This window comes from Ochrobactrum sp. SSR (assembly GCF_030067775.1).
GTDB lineage: Bacteria > Pseudomonadota > Alphaproteobacteria > Rhizobiales > Rhizobiaceae > Brucella > Brucella teleogrylli.
This window is the reverse complement of the sequence record NZ_CP125969.1, coordinates 2,120,211-2,138,216: the sequence shown is the minus strand read 5'-3', so window position 1 is coordinate 2,138,216 and position 18,006 is coordinate 2,120,211. Positions and strand designations below refer to the sequence as shown.

Genomic DNA, 18,006 nt, shown 5'->3' with positions numbered 1-18,006 from the left:
CATTATGAGCGACGAACAGAACACTGCACCCGCCGAACTTCTGTCACTGCGCGCCTCCATCGACAATATCGATGCGGCGCTGATCCATATGCTGGCTGAACGCTTCCGCTGCACAAAGGCAGTGGGCGTGCTGAAGGCCGAACGGGGCCTCGCCCCGGCTGACCCGGCTCGCGAAAAGCGTCAGGTCGAGCGTCTTCGCGCTTTGGCTGTCGATGCCCATCTCGACCCCGATTTCGCCGAAAAATTCCTGAACTTCATCGTGAAGGAAGTCATTCGGCATCATGAGCATGCCGCTGCCAACCACAGCGGAAAATAAATAGCCGATAACGGCTCGATCCATTGCCCAGATGGGCAGAACAACCGATAGCCCGTCAGGGCCGAACAATTTGTCTAAAGGAAAGAAAAAATGTCCCTCAAGATTCGTCTCGCCCGCGCTGGCTCCAAGAAGCGTCCTTACTACCACGTCGTTGTTGCCGACGTCCGCAGCCCGCGTGACGGCCGTTTCATCGAAACCGTTGGCGCATGGAACCCGATGCTGGCCAAGGACGCTGAACGCGTAAAGCTCGACGCCGACCGCATCCAGCATTGGATCGCCCAGGGCGCACAGCCGACCGACCGCGTTCTGCGCTTCCTCGACCAGGCTGGCATTGCCAAGCGTCCGGCCCGCAGCAACCCGACCAAGGGTGAGCCGGGCAAGAAGGCTCAGGAGCGTATCGCTCTGGCCAAGCAGGCTGAAGAAGAAGCTGCTGCGAAGGCTGCAGAAGCTGCTGCTGCTGCCGCTGAAGCCGCAGCCGCTCCGGCTGAAGAAGCTGCTGCAAGCGAATAATCTTTCGCGCAGTTTGCATTTTGAGAAAGCGGCGGAGCAATCCGCCGCTTTTCTTTTATGCGCTGGCCTTCATTTGTCCTTGAAGACTTGCCGTAAGGTCCAGTTCCCATATCTGACCGATCAGATCGACACCGAAGGAATGGTGTGGCGCTTCTTCGACAAGCTTAAATCCGGCGCGCTCGTAAAGACGCCGAGCGGCGGTCAGCACACTGTTCGTCCAGAGCGTGAGATGCTCATCACCGACAGCCCGCGCGCGCTCGATGCAGGCGTTGACGAGTTTCGCCCCCACACCTGCGCCCCGCGCATCCGGCTCGACATAGAGCAGGCGCAGCTTGCCAAGTCCGGGCTGACCGCCCTTGACCAAAAAGACTGAACCGACCACGCGACCGTCGATTTCCGCCACCCAGCCGGCATCGTGGGCAGGGTCGAAATTTTCCGTGAAATCAGCAAGAATGCGGGCGACAAGCGCCTCATACTCATTGTTCCAGCCATATTCGCCGGTATAGAGGATGGCCTGACGATGGATGATCCAGCCGAGATCACCGGCTTTGAGATCACGCAATTGCACCTGCCCGTTTTGCCCCTCGTCGAAAACGCGCATGATTGCCCCGGCAGCCGTCAGCAGATCGCGGCGGCGGTCGGGCTGTAAGCCATCCAGAAGTTCGCCCACTGTATCACAGGTATTGCGTTCCAGAGCGTTGAACGTCTTGCGGCCAGCTTCGGTCAGCAGAATGGGGCGGCTGCGCCCGCCATCCGGGTGCTGTTCCGTCTCGATCAGTCCGCGCTCGGTGAAGCGCTTCAATGTTCTGCTGAGCTGGCCGCGATCAAGCCCCAGCGCCCGCATGATGTCCGCCGCCGTCGGCGCGGTGCGGTTTGCTATCTCGTAGAGAATGCGCGCTTCGGTCAGGGTGAACGGGCTTTTGTCGAGATGCGCGTTCAACAGGCCGAGACGACGCGTATAGGCTCGATTGAAGGCGCGCAATGCGCCGATGTCAGCCTGATTGGTCGGTTCCGTCATTGCTGCATACGCCGTGGTTCGGCGCCTCCCCTATGTTGACTCTATCAATATTGAAGATGTTGATAGAGTCAACATAGAATTGCGCCATTGCAAGCGCGAAGCCGGTTCTGGCCCACCCGCCCTCTGCGCCCGGACAGGGGTGGAACAGTGTTGCAAACGGGCTGGACGCTGCGCAAAATTACGCTATCTTGTTGATTTGACGGCTCGCATTTTCGTGAATGCGAATATTCGGGCCACGACATCCGTACTCGGGCGCTTGGCAAAGCGTCTTTTTTCAGGAGAAACCCATGTCGGCTGCGACGGTTGCCTCTTCTTTCTCTTTCCGCCGTATTCTCATCGCCCTTGGTCTCACCCTTCTGGTTCCGCTGCTTTCGGCATGCGGTTTCAACACGATTCCGACCAATGAGGAAAAGGCCAAGGCCGCCTGGAGCGAGGTGCAGAACCAGTACCAGCGCCGCGCCGATCTCGTGCCCAATCTGGTCGAGACCGTGAAGGGCTATGCCGCCCACGAAAAGGAAACGCTGCAAGCGGTGATCGATGCGCGCGCCAAGGCGACGCAGGTGCAGATCACGCCGGAAACGCTCAACAATCCTGAACTTTTCAAGCAGTTTCAGGACAATCAGGCCAACCTCACCAGCGCCCTGTCGCGCCTGATGGTGGTGGTCGAGCGCTATCCGGACCTCAAGGCCAACCAGAATTTCCTTGCGCTGCAATCGCAGCTTGAAGGCACGGAAAACCGCATCGCCGTGGCGCGCCGCGACTATATAGAGGCGGTTCGCGTCTACAACACCACGCTGCGGACCATGCCGACCATGATCTGGACGTGGATCTGGTATCGCGACGCGCAACCGATGCAGACCTTCAGCGCCGACGCCGGCAGCCAGGCAGCACCGCAAGTCAAGTTTAACTGACGGTCGCTTCCGTGGCGACGGGCGCAGCATTCCGGCATCGGCATCGCGGCCTTCACTGGCCGCGATACCTGTTTGCATGCCTGCTTCTGCTGTTTTCCGCTGTCCTGACCCTGCAACCAACCTCGGCTGCATGGGCGCAGGATACGGCACAGAAGGCCACACCGGCGCTGACCGGCCGTGTGGTGGACAATGCAGGCATCATCGATCCGGCTGAACGGCAGCAACTGACCCAGAAACTGGCGGATTTCGAGGCTAAATCCTCCGATCAGGTGGTGGTGGTGACGGTGCCGAGCCTCAATGGCGAGGACATCGAATCCTATTCAAACCGCCTTTTCCGCAGCTGGGCTCTCGGCCAGAGGCAGGAAAATAACGGCATACTGCTCGTTGTCGCCCCGAACGACCGCAAAGTCCGCATCGAGGTCGGCTACGGGCTTGAAGGCACCATGACCGACGCGCTGTCGAGCGTCATCATCAACGGCGCCATCATTCCAGCCTTCCGCACCGGCGACTATAGTGGCGGCATCGTGCAGGGCGTGGACGGCATTCTCTCCGTTCTCTCCGGCGACGCCGCCGAACTGGAAGCGCGCGCCAAGCGTAATGCGCAAACCAGTAGTGACGATGTGGACTGGGTTGCGGTCATCTTCATCACCTTTTGGTGTCTGATTTTCTTCGGCGGGTTCGGCTTCGCAGTGCTTGCCCCGATCTTCGGACGCAAGCTCGGCCCCGGACGCTATGAATGGCTGGGTATGACGCTGAACACCAATTCAAGCGGCAGCTCCGGCGGTCGCGGCGGCGGCTGGGGTGGTGGCGGTGGTTGGTCATCCGGCGGCGGCGGTGGCGGCTTTGGCGGGGGCGGCGGCTCATCGGGGGCGGCGGCGCCTCTGGAAGCTGGTAGGGAGAGGTAGCGATGAAGCACCATACGCTGATCGGCGCCGAAGACCATGCTCGCATCGCTGACGCCATCCGGGACGCGGAAGCAGGCACCAGTGGCGAAATCTATGCGGTGCTGGCGCGCAGCAGCGACGACTATTTCTTTGCAGCTGGCTTTGTCGCAACCTGCGGCATCCTGCTTGCTTCGGTGATCGCAGCCTGCCTCGCCCATTGGTATTGGTTTGATATCAGCCTGCCGATGTTCGGCCTGTCCATTCTCGCCGCTTTCATTTCGGCCATGCTGGTTCTCTGGCTGCTACCATCGATCCGCATGTTGCTGGTGCCTCGCCGCATCCGCTACAAGCGCGCCCATCTCAATGCGCTGCAACAGTTTCTGGCGCGCAATGTCCACATCACCGAAAACCGCACCGGCATTCTGCTGTTTGTTTCCATGGCCGAGCATTATGCCGAAGTGATTGCCGATGCAGGCATCCATGCCCGTGTTGAGCAAGACGAATGGAACGCCATTGTCGCGACGCTGATCCATCACGCATCGCGGTCACAAATGGCGGAGGGCTTCGTCACGGCGATTGATCAGGCTGGCACGTTGCTGGAAAAGCACTTCCCCGCAGGCGCCGATAATATGAACGAATTGGACGATCATCTGATCGAGCTCTGACAGCGCCAGCATCTCAGAATCATCTACGACTTTGGTCTGAATTGTGGCAATTCCGCCGTCGGCTGACGCCAATTTTTTAGCGCGCCGGGAATTTCCCCGGTATTTTTAGAAAAATCGCCCAAAGTTTTCGATATTTTATTCCAAATTAAATGGATTAGATGCCATTTTTCTGACTTTTCAGGATTTTTTTCGATAGTCGCAGCAATTTGTCATCGAAAGAAATGTCTGATCTGCTAGTTTGGCGCGCATTGCCATCATGACAGGAGTATCCGACGTGACTGCAAAGCAGGATCGGTCGAGCAAAGTTAAGAATTCCAAGGCAAGCAAAGAGGACAAAAAGGGGGGAAGCCCAAGGCGCTGGCAGCCTTCTCGCAGCTTCTCTTCGAGTGGGCACCGCCAGAAGATCTGGCAGCTTACGACGCCGAAGCGCTCGACAGTTCAGCCCGTCATGGCTATGCGGCTCTTGAATCCTACCGCAAGGGCAAAAGCATCATCAGCGTCGATAACGGTATCGAACGCCATGGTCGCCCGGTGAGCGTAATCACCATCGTCAACGACAATATGCCGTTCCTGCTCGATTCCATTCTGGGCGAGCTGAACAATCACGTCGGCCAGATTTTCATGGTCGTGCACCCGGTTCTCGATGTTACCCGGGAAAAGGATGGGCTGGTTATTCTCGGCGAAGCATCGCAGCTCGCACCTGCCAAGGGCGTTGAGCGCGTCAGCCTTGTACAGATTCATCTGCCAGCGCTCGGCAAGCAGGCCAAGGCCGACCTGACGGACGGGCTCAAGCGCGTTCTCGGACAGGTGCGTTTTGCCGTCGGCGACTGGAAGCCGATGCTGAAGCGTCTCGATGACGCCATCGCAGATTACCAGCGCGCTTACGAGCTGAACGGCAATGCCGCCATGCCGGAAGCCATCGCCTTCCTCGAATGGCTGCGCGACGATCATTTCATCTTCCTCGGCATGCGTGAGCTTGCTTTTGAAGGTTCGGGCAAGAAGCGCAGCCTCGTCGCCGTCAAGGAGCCGCTGGGCGTCCTTGGCGACAATGAAGTGCGCGTGCTGCGCAAGGATGACGACGATACCGTCACGCCGCGCGAGGTTACCGAATTCCTCGACAGCAACGAGCCGCTGATCGTCACCAAAGCGAATACGCTGTCACTGGTGCATCGCCGCTCCTATCTCGACTATATCGGCGTGAAGATTTTCGGACCGAAGGGCGAAGCCATTGGCGAACTGCGCCTCGTCGGCCTGTTCACCTCGGTCGCCTATATAAGCTCGGTGTCCAGCATCCCGTTCATTCGCTCGAAGGCCGATGCGGTGATCAAGCACCTGGGCTTCAACCGGGAAGACCATTCTGGCAAGGCGCTGATCAACGTGCTGGAAGAATATCCGCGCGACGAGCTTTTCCAGATCGACACGGAAAGCCTGACGGCCAATGCCGAACTCATCCTCGCGCTGGGCGAGCGTCCGCGTGTGCGCGCCATTCCGCGCCTCGACCGTTTTGGCCGTTTCGCGACCGTGCTGGTCTATATACCGCGCGACCGTTACGACTCGGTCGTACGTGAAAAGATCGGTCGCTATCTCGTCGACGTCTATGGCGGCGACAGCTTTGAATTCCATCCGGTCTTCCTTCAAAACGGCCTGACGCGCGTTCAGTTCGTCATTCGCCGTCACGAACGCTCCACGCCGCATGTGGATCGCGAAGCGCTGGAGGCGGAAGTGCGTTCCATCGTCCGCACCTGGGAAGATGCGGTGCGTGAAAGCGTGGAAAACGCCGATGCTGGTGTCGTGGCGCTGGCCGCGAGCTTCCCGCCATCCTATCGCGAAATCTTCACCGCACCGGAAGCGCTGGTCGATGCGGAGCGCATTGCGGGTCTCAGCCCGGAAGCACCGCTTTTCGTGGATTTCTACCGTTATCGCACCGATGGACCGGATGCGGTTTCGCTAAAACTTTATCATCACGGCGCGCCGGTGGTGCTGTCGCAGCGCGTTCCGCTTCTGGAAAATATGGGCTTCCGCGTCGTCAGCGAACAGACCATTGATCTGCCCCATGCCGGTCAAGATGGTGCGCCGGTCTATGTGCACGACATGCAGCTTGTGAACGCCTATGGCGCACCGGTTGATCTTTCCGATGACGGCGAAATGCTGGAAGACGTGTTCCGCACTGTCTGGGACGGCTTTGCCGATAATGACGGCTATAACGCGCTGGTGCAGACGGCCCGCCTCACCGCACGCCAGATCATGATTCTGCGCTCCTATGGCCGTTATCTGCAGCAGGCGGGTATCGCCTATTCGCAGGGCTTCATCGCCGCCGCCCTCAACCGGTATCCGGAAATCGCCAGCGATCTCTATTCGCTGTTCGATTTGCGCTTCAACCCAACGGCCAAGCGCCGTGACGCAGCGGAAAAGAAGCTGATCGACGCCATCGAAACCGCCCTTCTCGGTGTGCCGAGCATCGACGACGACCAGATCCTGCGCCGGTTCCGCAACCTGATCGAAGCGACGCTGCGCACCAACGCCTATACGCTGGATGCCGAAGGCAAGCCGCGTGTCACCTTCGCCTTCAAGCTCAATCCGCGGCTGGTCGATGGACTGCCCGATCCGCGCCCGTATCGCGAAATTTTCGTCTACGGCCCGGAAGTCGAAGGCGTGCATTTGCGTTTCGGAGCGGTCGCCCGTGGCGGTCTGCGCTGGTCGGACCGCGCGCAGGATTACCGCACCGAAGTGCTGGGGCTCGTCAAGGCGCAGCAGGTCAAGAATGCGGTGATCGTGCCGGTCGGCGCCAAGGGCGGCTTCTATCCGAAGCGCCTGCCGGTGGGCGGCGACCGCAATGCCGTCTTCGAAGCGGGACGCGACGCCTATAAGGTGTTCATCTCGACGCTTCTGTCGGTCACCGACAATATCCATGACAGCGCTGTGGTGCCGCCGCAAAATGTCGTGCGCCACGACAATGACGATCCTTATTTCGTCGTCGCCGCCGACAAGGGCACGGCCACCTTCTCCGATACGGCCAATGCCATCAGTCAGGCGCATGATTTCTGGCTGGACGATGCTTTCGCGTCGGGCGGCTCTGCCGGTTACGACCACAAAGGCATGGGCATCACCGCCCGTGGCGGCTGGGAAGCCGTGAAGCGGCATTTCCGTGAATTCGACATGGATATACAGACCGAGCCGTTCACGGTTGTCGGCGTGGGCGACATGTCGGGCGATGTGTTCGGCAATGGCATGCTGCTTTCCGAGCAGATCAGGCTCATTGCCGCCTTCGACCATCGCGATATCTTCATCGATCCGAACCCGGTTCCGGCGGACGGCTTTGCCGAGCGCAAGCGCCTGTTCGAACTGCCGCGCTCAAGCTGGCAGGACTATGATCGCTCGAAGCTTTCGTCGGGCGGCGGTGTCTATAGCCGCAGCCAAAAGACCATCACCCTGTCTGCCGAGGCAGCGGCTGCCATCGGCCTTGCCAAGACCACGGCGACGCCGCAGGAAATCATGACGACCATCCTGAAAGCGCAGGTTGATCTCTTATGGTTCGGCGGCATCGGCACCTATATCCGCGCGTCCAGCGAAACGGATGCGCAGGTGGGCGACCGCGCCAATGACGCCATTCGCATCACCGGTTCGGATGTTCGCGCCCGTGTGATCGGCGAAGGCGCCAATCTCGGCATGACCCAGCGCGGGCGCATCGAATATGCGCTTGCAGGCGGTCGCAGCAACACCGACGCCATCGACAATTCGGCTGGCGTCAACTGCTCGGACGTCGAGGTCAATATCAAGATCGCATTGGCCGCTGCTATGCGTTCGGGCAAGCTCAAGCGCCCTGCCCGCAACAAGCTTCTGGTCAGCATGACCGACGATGTTTCGGAGCTCGTGCTGCGCAACAACTATCTGCAGCCGCTGGCGCTTTCGCTGAGCGAACGTCAGGGACTTGCCGAACTCCCCTACCAGGCCCGCTTCATGGCGGAACTGGAACACCGCAAACTGCTGGATCGCAAGGTCGAGTATCTGCCGTCCGACACCGTACTGGCTGATCGCCAGAAGGCAGGCCATCCACTGACCCGCCCGGAACTGGCGGTCCTACTGGCCTATGCCAAGCTGTCGCTCAGTGACGATCTGGTGGCAAGTGCGCTTCCAGACGAGCCTTACTTCCAGTCACTGCTGTTCGGCTATTTCCCGAAACGTATGGCCAAGACTTACGCAGAGGAAATCTCGGGCCACCGCCTGAAGCGGGAAATCGTTGCAACCTTGCTGGCAAATGATGTCATCAATCGCGGCGGTATCACCTTCATCAGCCGTCTGGCCGACACGACCGGCAAGTCGCCTTCGGATATTGTTCGCGCCTATATCGCGGTGCGTGACGGTTTCGAGATCGACGCAGTCTATGACGCCATCGATGCGCTCGACAATCGCGTGCCGGGCGATGTGCAGAACCAGTTCTACCATCTCGTCGGCGAAATGTTGCAGGCGACGACGGCATGGGTGCTGCGCAATGATACGACCCGCGCAAACCTCACCGAACTGGTCGGCACCATCGTCAAGGCGCGTGCCGAACTGGAACCGCGTTTCGAAGGCCTGATGCCTGAATTCCTGCGCAACACGGTGCGTGCCGACAAGGCTGCCTTCGTGGAAAAGGGCGCACCGGAAAAGCTGGCCCAGCGTCTCGCCAATCTCCAGCTTGCGGGCATCATGCCGGATATCGCGCTGATCGCGCATCTGGCGAACGCCGATCTGGTGGCAACCGCCAAGGCCTATTTTGGCGTGTCGGAAGCCTTCCGCATCGGACGCATCGAAGATGCGGCACGGTCCATCCCCGTCACCGACTATTATGACGGACTGGCCCTGTCGCGTGCGAGCGAGACCATCACGCAGGCGGCACGCGGGATCACCATCGCGGCGTTGAAGCGCTTCGCCAAGGAGAAAGACCCGGCAGCGGCGTGGCTCGATGCGGACGGCGTCCGGATCGAGCAGGTCAGAAATCGCATGGTCGCGCTCACCGAAGGCGGCGACCTCACCGTCTCGCGGCTGGCTGTCGCCGCTGGCCTGATGTCCGATCTGGCGCAGTAATCCGCGCCCGGCAATAAAAATGAAAGGGCGGCTTAAGGCCGCCCTTTTCATTTGTGAGGTTGTCGCTCGCCGTATAAGCTCCGGCCACATTCGCAAGGGAGTGGCATTTGAGCGATCTGACAGTCAGCGAACGCAGCTATGCGTCACGGCGCGGCATATGGGGCTGGATGTTGTTCGACTGGGCGGCGCAACCGTTTTTTACCGTCGTCACGACCTTTGTTTTCGGCCCCTATTTTATCTCCCGCATGGCGGCAAGCCCGGAAGCCGGGCAAGTTGCATGGGGCTATGGCATCGCGGCGGCGGGCTTTATCATCGCCATTCTGTCGCCTGTGCTCGGCGCTGTTTCCGACCGCACCGGCGCGCGCAAACCGTGGATCGGCTTCTTCGCCGTTCTGAAGATCGTCAGCCTGTCGCTCCTCTGGTTCGCGGCGCCGGGAGCAAGCCTGTTCTGGGTGCTGCTGGCCTTTGCGATCGCCTCGGTGGCAGCTGAATTTTCCATCGTCTTCAATGATTCCATGATGCCGCGTCTTGTGCCACGTGCAGATATCGGACGCATTTCCAATATCGCATGGGGGCTTGGTTATCTAGGCGGCATGATCGTGCTGGTCTTCGTGGTGCTGTTTCTGGCCGGGTCACCGCAAACCGGCAAAACGATCATCGGCGTTGATCCTCTTTTTGGCCTTGATCCGACCACCGGTGAAGACGCCCGCATCACCGGCCCGCTTGCAGCGCTCTGGTATCTGATCTTTGTGCTGCCGATGTTCCTGTTCACCCCGGATTCGGCGCGCGGCGAACCTCTGCGCAAGGCGCTACGCCATGGCCTTTCTGAGCTGAAAGCCACGCTGCGCGAGGTGCGCCAGCGCTCCGGCATATTGCGCTTTCTCATTGCCCGCATGGTCTATCAGGACGGCGTCAACGCTTTGCTGGCGCTGGGCGGCGGCTATGCTGCCGCCATGTTTCACTGGTCGATTACCGAGATCGGCCTGTTCGGCATGATCCTTAATGTGATGGCGATCTTCAGCTGCCTTGTCGCCAGCCGCGTCGATTCACGTTTCGGCTCAAAAGCCGTGGTCATCGCATCGCTGATCCTGTTGCTGCTCGCCACGCTCGGCATTGTATCGACAGGGCGCGATTATACGTTCTTCGGGCTGCTACCCTTTGCGGAAAGCACCGCGCAGGGGCTTTTTTCGACGCCTGCCGAACATGCCTATCTCATCTATGGCCTGATGATCGGCGCGGCCTTCGGCCCTGTGCAGGCCTCGTCGCGCTCATGGTTTGCCCGCAGCATCGAGCCGGAAGAGTCGGGACGCTATTTCGGCATCTACGCGCTGGCGGGCCGCGCCACCAGTTTCCTCGCGCCATTTCTTGTCGCCACCGTCACCGCCATCAGCGGGTCGGCAGCCATTGGAATGGCGGTGCTGGTGATCTTTTTCGCCGCTGGTCTCTGTCTGACGAAAGCGACGCCCTATCCTGCCGACAAGGCGGCCTTATAGAGCGCCGAATTGGCCTTAATCCACCCAGTTCAGGGAGCGCTGAACCGCCTTTTCCCATGAGGCGAACAGGCGTTCACGCTCCTTCTTCGGCATCTTCGGGTGCCAGCGATGGCCGACCTGCCAGTTTTCGACAACATCTTCCATGGATTTCCAGTAGCCGACGGCAAGCCCAGCCGAGTAAGCCGCCCCCAGCGCCGTGGTTTCCACGATCTTGGGGCGGACCACCGGGACATCCAGAATGTCGGCCTGAAACTGCATGACGAATTCGTTGACAGTCATGCCGCCATCGGCGCGCAGTTCACCGATCTCCACGCCGGAATCCTTTACCATGGCTTCCAGCACCTCGCGCACCTGATAGCAGCTTGCCTCCAGTGCAGCGCGGGCAATATGACCCTTATTGGCAAAGCGCGTCAGCCCGGCAATGACGCCGCGCGCAGACGATTCCCAATGCGGCGCATAAAGACCGGAAAATGCCGGGACGAAATAGACATCGCCATTATCATCGACAGTACGGGCGAGCGTTTCGATATCGCTGCTGTTGCGGATGATACAGAGATTGTCGCGCAGCCATTGCACCAGCGCGCCGGTAATGGCGATGGAGCCTTCCAGCGCATAAGACGGCGGGGCATCGCCGATCTTATAGGCAACGGTGGTCAGCAGGCCGTAATCGGACGAAACGAGCTTGTCACCCGTATTCATCAGCATGAAGCAGCCCGTGCCATAAGTGTTCTTGGCCGCGCCCGGCTCAAGACAGGCCTGACCGAACAAAGCTGCCTGCTGGTCACCCAGAATTCCCGCAAGCTGGACGCCGCGCAGGGACCGAACCGAAATCTCGCCATAAACCTCGCTCGATGAGCGGATTTCCGGCAGACAAGCGCGCGGAATATGGAAGAGGTCCAGAATTTCCGCATCCCATTGCAGGCTTGCAATATCCATCAACTGCGTGCGCGAGGCATTGGTGACATCGGTAATGTGAATGCCGCCATCCGGTCCGCCGGTAAGGTTCCAGGCCAGCCATGTATCGATGGTGCCAAATAGCGCCTCACCTGCTTCGGCCTTTTGGCGCGCGCCCGGAACATTGTCGAGAATCCAGCGCAGCTTCAGTCCGGCGAAATAGGTGGTGATCGGCAGCCCCGTCCGGGCGCGAAGACGATCCGCACCGCCATTCTTCGTATATTGCGCCACCAGATCGGCGGTGCGCGTATCCATCCAGACAAGCGCATTATAAAGCGGCTGGCCGGTCGCCTTGTCCCAGAGCAGCGTCGTCTCGCGCTGGTTGGTAATGCCGATCGCGGCGATATCCGCTGCCGTCAGTTTGGCCTTCTTCAACGCTTCCGCGACGACGTGCTGCGTGTTGCGCCAGATTTCAAGCGGGCTATGCTCCACCCAGCCGGCCTTGGGGTAAATCTGCTCATGCTCGCGCTGATCCATCGCGATGACATCGCCCAGTTGATCGAAAATGATGCAGCGCGTGCTGGTGGTTCCCTGATCGATGGAGCCGATAAATTGCTTGGTACTCACAGTATCCTCCCGTTCGAATATGTTTGTGTAAAATGCTTTTAGTTTACATCAGGTATGAAAAAGCTTGCTATGCCTCCGCGTCCTCCCCCTGATGCAAAGCAGCTCCCGTATTTACGTGAGCGCTCATAAACGAATTTAAAACGAAATAATTCGAAACTCAATGAAAACAAAAAGCCCCGAAAATTTTCGTTTCGGGGCTCGTTTTCAGATTTCTAAGTCGATGAATTAATGACGGAAATGGCGCATTCCGGTCATGACCATGGCAATGCCATGCTCGTCGGCAGCAGCGATCACTTCTTCGTCACGCATGGAGCCGCCCGGCTGAATAACCGCCGTAGCGCCTGCCTGAACGGCAGAAAGCAGGCCGTCCGCAAACGGGAAGAATGCGTCAGAGGCAACCACGCAACCCTTGGTCAGCGGCTCTGCCAGACCGGCGGCTTCGGCTGCATCTTCCGCCTTGCGGGCAGCGATACGCGCCGAGTCGACGCGGCTCATCTGGCCAGCTCCGATACCAACCGTTGCGCCGTCCTTCACATAGACGATGGCGTTCGACTTGACGTGCTTGGCAATGCGGAAGGCGAACTTCATATCGTTCAGCTCGGCTTCGCTCGGGCTACGCTTGGTCACGACTTTGAGGTCGAGATCATCGACGACGCCATTGTCGCGCGACTGAACCAGCAAGCCACCGGCAACCGTTTTCGCAGCGATACCTTTGGCGCGCGGGTCAGGAAGACCGCCCGTCACCAGAAGACGCAGGTTCTTCTTGGCGGCGACGATGGCCTGCGCGCCCGGCGTTGCATCGGGAGCGATGATGACTTCCGTGAAAATCTTGACGATTTCCTCGGCGGCTTCTTCATCCAGCGTCTTGTTGAGCGCAACAATGCCGCCGAACGCCGAAACCGGATCGCACGCCAGCGCCTTCAGATAGGCTTGCTTGATCGATGCGCCTTCCGCCACACCGCACGGATTGGCGTGCTTGATGATGGCGACGGCAGCCGTGCGCGCCGGATCGAACTCGGCGACGAGCTCGAAAGCCGCATCGGTGTCGTTGATGTTGTTGTAGGAAAGCTGCTTGCCCTGAAGCTGGGTTGCGGTCGCAACGCCCGGGCGCTTTTCGCCGGAGAGATAGAAGCCTGCAGTCTGGTGCGGGTTTTCACCATAGCGCATGACCGAATGCAGCTTGCCCGCAACCGAGCGCCAGATTGGCGTTTCTTCTTCGATGGCTTCGGCGAACCAGTTGGAAATCGCCGCGTCATAAGCTGCGGTGCGCGAGAAAGCCTTGGCGGCCAGCTTCTTGCGGAAAGCGAGCGGCAGCGAACCGGCATGCTTTTCAAGCTCGGTGACCACTTCGGCATAATCGGCCGGATCGACAACGGTGGCGACATAGGCGTGGTTCTTGGCCGAAGCGCGGATCATGGCCGGGCCGCCGATGTCGATGTTTTCGACGGTCGTGTCGTAATCGCCGCCCTGGAAGCGCACTTCCTCGAACGGATAGAGATTGATCACGGCAAGATCGATACCACCGATCTTGTGCTCTTCCATTGCGGCAACGTGTTCCGGGTCGTTGCGCACGGCGAGCAGGCCGCCATGGACTGCCGGATGCAGCGTCTTCACGCGCCCGTCCATGATTTCAGGAAAGCCGGTGATTTCGGAAACGTCGCGCACCGGAATGCCTTCCGCCGCAATGGACTTGGCAGTGCCGCCGGTCGAGAGGATTTCGACGCCATGCGCATGGAGCGCCTTGGCGAATTCAATCAGGCCGGTTTTGTCGGAAACGGAAAGGAGGGCGCGGCGCACCCGATGAAGATCGGGAGCGGGAATATGCTTGGAGCTGACAGCCATAGGAAACGGTCTCTTCGTTGCTGAAGCGTTTTGCATTCAGGAAAGGGGACAGCGTCGCCGTAGCACAGTCGGACGAGGAATCCTACCGCAAAACACTGGAAAACAAAAACCCCACCGCTTGGGTGGGGTTTTACGGGGGACAAGGTGCCCACAGCCACCTGCCAAATCCTTCGACAAGCTCAGGATGAGGCAGGAGTAGCGCCTAATTACTTCATCGTCGGGATGACGAATTCTGCCCCGTCCTTCACGCCAGACGGCCAGCGCGAGGTGACGGTCTTGGTCTTGGTGTAGAAGCGGAATGCATCCGGACCGTGCTGGTTGAGATCGCCGAAACCGGAAGCCTTCCAGCCACCAAAGGTGTAGTAAGCGATCGGAACCGGGATCGGCACATTGATACCGACCATTCCGACCTGCACGCGGCTTGCGAAATCGCGGGCCGCATCGCCGTCGCGGGTGAAGATGGCGACGCCGTTGCCATATTCATGATCGTTCGGCAATGCGAGCGCTTCCTCGTAATTCTTGGCGCGGACAACGGAGAGAACCGGGCCGAAAATCTCTTCCTTGTAGATGCGCATGTCGCGCGTCACATTGTCGAACAGGCAGCCGCCCATGTAGAAGCCATTTTCATAGCCCTGCATCTTGAAGTTACGGCCATCGACAACCAGCTTCGCGCCTTCTTCGACACCGAGATCGACATAGCCGCGAATGCGGTCAAGGGCAGCCTGCGTGACGACCGGGCCGTAATCGGCAGAATTGTCGGTGGACGGGCCGATCTTAAGCGATTCAACCCGCGGGATGAGCTTTTCCATCAGGCGGTTGGCGGTATCTTCACCGACTGGCACAGCAACCGAAATTGCCATGCAGCGTTCGCCTGCCGAGCCGTAACCAGCGCCGATAAGCGCATCGACGGTCTGGTCCATATCGGCATCGGGCATGATGAGCATGTGGTTCTTGGCGCCGCCGAAGCACTGAACGCGCTTGCCGTTCGAGCAGCCGCGACCGTAGATGTACTGGGCAATCGGCGTGGAGCCGACGAAGCCGATGGCCTGCACATCCGGATCGTCGAGCAGCGCATCGACGGCATCCTTGTCGCCATTGACGACGTTAAAGATGCCGGCAGGCAGACCCGCTTCCATGAACAGTTCAGCCAGACGCATCGGGACGCCCGGATCGCGTTCGGATGGCTTCAGAACAAAGGCATTGCCGCAGGCAATCGCTGGACCAGCCTTCCAGAGCGGGATCATGGCCGGGAAGTTGAACGGGGTGATACCGGCAACAACGCCGAGCGGCTGACGCATGGAATAGGTGTCGATGCCCGTACCGGCATTGTCGGTGAACTCGCCCTTCAGCATATGCGCAGAGCCGAGGCAGACTTCCACAACTTCAAGACCGCGCTGAATGTCGCCCTTGGCATCGGCAATCGTCTTGCCATGCTCGCGCGCCAGAAGTTCGGCCAGGCTGTCATATTCAGCTTCGACGAGTTCGAGGAACTTGCGCAGGATGCGGACGCGGCGCTGCGGGTTCGTCGCGGCCCATGCAGGCTGGGCAGCCTTGGCGTTTTCAACGGCAGCGCGCACTTCATCCTTGGTCGCAAGCGCCACCTTGGCCTGAACCGTGCCGTCGAGCGGCTGGAAAACGTCGGCGGTGCGACCGCTATTACCGGCAACATGCTTGCCGCCGATAAAATGTCCGATATTGCGCATCGAGAAACCTCCCTGATTACCGTTTATGAGGACTCGCATCGTCCCCATCGTTATCCCTATCCTGACTCTGCAAATTCGTGATTGCAAGACGCTGAAAAGCGTATCCGTTGTGCATTTTTTATAGTACTCCTACATCATGAACTGGGATGACATTCGAATATTCCTCGCGGTGGCGCGTTCGGGCCAGATTTTGGGCGCAGCCAAGCGGCTTGGTCTGAACCACACCACCGTGGCGCGACGGCTGACGGCGCTCGAAACCGCGCTCTCCACCACACTTTTGACGCGGCGCACCAATGGCTCGACGCTAACACAAGCAGGCGAGGAGTTTTTGCTCGCCGCCGAGCGCATGGAAGCGGAAATGCTCTCCGCCCGCGCGCAGGTCGGCAATGCCGATGTCGCGGTTTCGGGCACGGTGCGCATCGGCGCGCCGGATGGTTTCGGCGTGACCTTTCTGGCGCCACGCCTTGCCCGCCTGACACAGCAATATCCAGACCTCACCATCCAGCTGGTGCCGGTGCCGCGGTCCTTCTCGCTGTCCCGGCGCGAGGCCGATATCGCCATCACCGTAGAACGCCCGGATCAGGGGCGGCTTATCGCGCGCAGGCTGGTCGATTATACGCTCGGCCTCTATGCCCATCGCAGCTATCTGGAAGCCAATGGCACGCCGGAAACTGCCGAGGACCTTAGCCACCATCGCATGATCAGCTATGTGGAAGATCTGGTCATCAACCCGTCGCTCGCCTATGCGCCGGAAATCAGTCGCGACTGGAAACCGGCTTTTGAAGTGTCGAGCGCGCTGGGCCAGGTGGAAGCGGTGCGCGCAGGTGCGGGCATCGGCATATTGCATGCCTTCATCGCGCGCGCCGATCCCGATCTGGTGCCGGTTCTGCCGGACCGGGTCATCCGCCGCGCCTATTGGCTGGCCTATCATGAATCCGCCCGAACGCTGCGCCGTGTGACGGCGGTATCGGCCTTGATCTCGGAACTGGTCGAAAGCGAAAAATCGCTATTCACTTGAGTTTGACATAAGCAACCATCACACCGACAATCATCACGACCGGCACGAACAAGGCGTCGAGGCCGATATAGTAATGGCCCAACCCGCCTCCCACCGCGCCCAGCATCAGCGCCAGCCACACGGCGGCGTGCTGCGCCCAGCGCCATTTCGGCACTTCGCCGCGAAATGCACCGGCGAGGTCTGCGGCAGCATTGAATAGCGTTCCCGTGACATAAGTAACGCCAAGACGCGCCGCGCCGATCGGCTGCACGGCGGCATTCTGCGCGCCCATGGCGGCGGCAAGCAGCAGCACCGGCTGGACGAGCATGGCCCCATCGCGCCGCAGGATACTGACCAGCACGAGCATCACTACCACGCTTGCCATGACATAAAGGCTGCCCCAGCGACCATAGGCTCGCACGGCAAGCGTGCCCAGAAACGCGCCGCTGAAGAACAGGACGATCAGCACGGCGGGAAACCAGACCAACACCGTCCCCTGCACGCCGGGTTGACCGGCAAGCGCGACACCGAGCTGCGTGGTGTTGCCGCTCATGAAGGAAGCGAAGAACCCGCCCAGTTGCAGGAAGGCTATTGCATCAACGAAACCAGCCGATGCGGTGAGAACCAGACCGAGCGACAGTTTGGAATTCGGTGTCATGTCACGTGACTTCGGGAATGGAACGACCCGGCTTCAACAAGCCGGGCCTTGCAGAACATGCTGACACTCTAGACGCGTTTGACGATGCGCAGAATGATCAGAAGTATCGCCGCGCCGATGAATGCATTGATGATCGAGGCAATGATACCGCCGCCGACCGAAAAGCCGAGGCGCGGCAAAAGCCAGCCCGCGAAGAACGCGCCAATCACGCCGACAATGATATTGCCGATCATGCCGAAACCGCCGCCCTGCACAACCTTACCGGCCAGCCAGCCCGCGACGAGGCCGACAAAAAGAAATACGATTAGACTTCCAACATCCATGCGCTTTTCTCCCTCCAGAGCACATCCCGAAAAGTGTGAAACGGTTTTCGGGCGAGATGTGCGTCAAAACAATCAGTTGGAGCGCCGTCACCCGGCGCAAC

12 protein-coding genes and 2 pseudogenes are annotated in these 18,006 nt (G+C 59.7%); 8 read left to right on the top strand and 6 right to left on the bottom strand.

The features are described from left to right. The first annotated feature begins 4 nt into the window (after nucleotides 1-4). The gene (locus tag QLQ11_RS10075) at nucleotides 5-316 is read left to right on the top strand and encodes a chorismate mutase (RefSeq protein WP_078339573.1); all 312 of its coding nucleotides are present in this window, start codon (nucleotides 5-7) and stop codon (nucleotides 314-316) included. A gap of 90 nt (nucleotides 317-406) precedes the next feature. Beyond that, complete coding sequence (rpsP, locus tag QLQ11_RS10070) at nucleotides 407-826, top strand: 30S ribosomal protein S16 (RefSeq protein WP_109369837.1); 420 nt, start codon at nucleotides 407-409, stop codon at nucleotides 824-826. Between the two features lie 55 nt (nucleotides 827-881). On the opposite strand, the gene QLQ11_RS10065 is transcribed toward rpsP, so the two are convergent. Then, the gene (locus QLQ11_RS10065; RefSeq protein WP_109369838.1) at nucleotides 882-1,844 is read right to left on the bottom strand and encodes a helix-turn-helix domain-containing GNAT family N-acetyltransferase; all 963 of its coding nucleotides are present in this window, start codon (nucleotides 1,842-1,844) and stop codon (nucleotides 882-884) included. Nucleotides 1,845-2,131: 287 nt separating this feature from the next. On the opposite strand from QLQ11_RS10065, the gene QLQ11_RS10060 reads away from it, so the two are divergent. From QLQ11_RS10060 to QLQ11_RS10040, 5 genes and pseudogenes are all read left to right on the top strand, one after another. Further along, nucleotides 2,132-2,755, top strand: coding sequence for a LemA family protein (locus tag QLQ11_RS10060; protein ID WP_109369839.1), 624 nt, complete (start codon nucleotides 2,132-2,134; stop codon nucleotides 2,753-2,755). Between the two features lie 80 nt (nucleotides 2,756-2,835). Further along, nucleotides 2,836-3,650 (top strand): annotated as a pseudogene (locus tag QLQ11_RS10055) (YgcG family protein). A gap of 12 nt (nucleotides 3,651-3,662) precedes the next feature. Further along, entirely contained in the window at nucleotides 3,663-4,304 is a 642-nt protein-coding gene (locus QLQ11_RS10050; protein WP_109369840.1) for a TPM domain-containing protein, read from the top strand. A 274-nt stretch (nucleotides 4,305-4,578) separates the two neighbouring features. Continuing rightward, nucleotides 4,579-9,368: pseudogene (locus QLQ11_RS10045) on the top strand (NAD-glutamate dehydrogenase). Nucleotides 9,369-9,535: 167 nt separating this feature from the next. Further along, complete coding sequence (locus QLQ11_RS10040; protein ID WP_371831121.1) at nucleotides 9,536-10,861, top strand: MFS transporter; 1,326 nt, start codon at nucleotides 9,536-9,538, stop codon at nucleotides 10,859-10,861. A 15-nt stretch (nucleotides 10,862-10,876) separates the two neighbouring features. Here the strand turns inward: QLQ11_RS10040 and glpK are convergent, their stop codons facing one another. The 3 genes from glpK to QLQ11_RS10025 all read right to left on the bottom strand — a co-directional run bounded on the left by glpK (nucleotide 10,877) and on the right by QLQ11_RS10025 (nucleotide 15,927). Continuing rightward, nucleotides 10,877-12,382 (bottom strand): glycerol kinase GlpK, encoded by a 1,506-nt coding sequence (glpK, locus tag QLQ11_RS10035; RefSeq protein ID WP_283735959.1) that lies wholly within the window; start codon nucleotides 12,380-12,382, stop codon nucleotides 10,877-10,879. Between the two features lie 225 nt (nucleotides 12,383-12,607). Then, the gene (purH, locus tag QLQ11_RS10030) at nucleotides 12,608-14,224 is read right to left on the bottom strand and encodes a bifunctional phosphoribosylaminoimidazolecarboxamide formyltransferase/IMP cyclohydrolase (RefSeq protein ID WP_121538673.1); all 1,617 of its coding nucleotides are present in this window, start codon (nucleotides 14,222-14,224) and stop codon (nucleotides 12,608-12,610) included. Between the two features lie 206 nt (nucleotides 14,225-14,430). After that, a complete protein-coding gene (locus tag QLQ11_RS10025) occupies nucleotides 14,431-15,927 on the bottom strand; it encodes a CoA-acylating methylmalonate-semialdehyde dehydrogenase (protein WP_109369844.1) in 1,497 nt (498 codons plus the stop codon). A gap of 136 nt (nucleotides 15,928-16,063) precedes the next feature. Between QLQ11_RS10025 and QLQ11_RS10020 the strand changes: the two genes are divergently transcribed. Then, entirely contained in the window at nucleotides 16,064-16,945 is an 882-nt protein-coding gene (locus QLQ11_RS10020) for a LysR family transcriptional regulator (protein WP_109369845.1), read from the top strand. Here QLQ11_RS10020 and QLQ11_RS10015 read toward each other — a convergent pair. Beyond that, nucleotides 16,938-17,582: a YoaK family protein gene (locus QLQ11_RS10015; protein ID WP_109369846.1), complete on the bottom strand. Its 645-nt coding sequence runs from the start codon at nucleotides 17,580-17,582 to the stop codon at nucleotides 16,938-16,940. The two genes, QLQ11_RS10020 and QLQ11_RS10015, sit on opposite strands and share 8 nt — an antisense overlap. A 68-nt stretch (nucleotides 17,583-17,650) precedes the next feature. Further along, entirely contained in the window at nucleotides 17,651-17,905 is a 255-nt protein-coding gene (locus tag QLQ11_RS10010; RefSeq protein WP_078340905.1) for a GlsB/YeaQ/YmgE family stress response membrane protein, read from the bottom strand. Between the last annotated feature and the right edge of the window lie 101 nt (nucleotides 17,906-18,006).

What these genes read in the sequence shown, in the direction of transcription:
- QLQ11_RS10065 (WP_109369838.1), bottom strand. Translation starts at nt 1,844, where the DNA reads ATGACGGAACCGACCAATCAGGCTGACATCGGCGCATTGCGCGCCTTC.
- QLQ11_RS10020 (WP_109369845.1), top strand. Translation starts at nt 16,064, where the DNA reads ATGAACTGGGATGACATTCGAATATTCCTCGCGGTGGCGCGTTCGGGC.
- QLQ11_RS10075 (WP_078339573.1), top strand. Translation starts at nt 5, where the DNA reads ATGAGCGACGAACAGAACACTGCACCCGCCGAACTTCTGTCACTGCGC.
- rpsP (WP_109369837.1), top strand. Translation starts at nt 407, where the DNA reads ATGTCCCTCAAGATTCGTCTCGCCCGCGCTGGCTCCAAGAAGCGTCCT.
- QLQ11_RS10025 (WP_109369844.1), bottom strand. Translation starts at nt 15,927, where the DNA reads ATGCGCAATATCGGACATTTTATCGGCGGCAAGCATGTTGCCGGTAAT.
- QLQ11_RS10050 (WP_109369840.1), top strand. Translation starts at nt 3,663, where the DNA reads ATGAAGCACCATACGCTGATCGGCGCCGAAGACCATGCTCGCATCGCT.
- QLQ11_RS10015 (WP_109369846.1), bottom strand. Translation starts at nt 17,582, where the DNA reads ATGACACCGAATTCCAAACTGTCGCTCGGTCTGGTTCTCACCGCATCG.
- purH (WP_121538673.1), bottom strand. Translation starts at nt 14,224, where the DNA reads ATGGCTGTCAGCTCCAAGCATATTCCCGCTCCCGATCTTCATCGGGTG.
- QLQ11_RS10010 (WP_078340905.1), bottom strand. Translation starts at nt 17,905, where the DNA reads ATGGATGTTGGAAGTCTAATCGTATTTCTTTTTGTCGGCCTCGTCGCG.
- QLQ11_RS10060 (WP_109369839.1), top strand. Translation starts at nt 2,132, where the DNA reads ATGTCGGCTGCGACGGTTGCCTCTTCTTTCTCTTTCCGCCGTATTCTC.
- QLQ11_RS10040 (WP_371831121.1), top strand. Translation starts at nt 9,536, where the DNA reads ATGTTGTTCGACTGGGCGGCGCAACCGTTTTTTACCGTCGTCACGACC.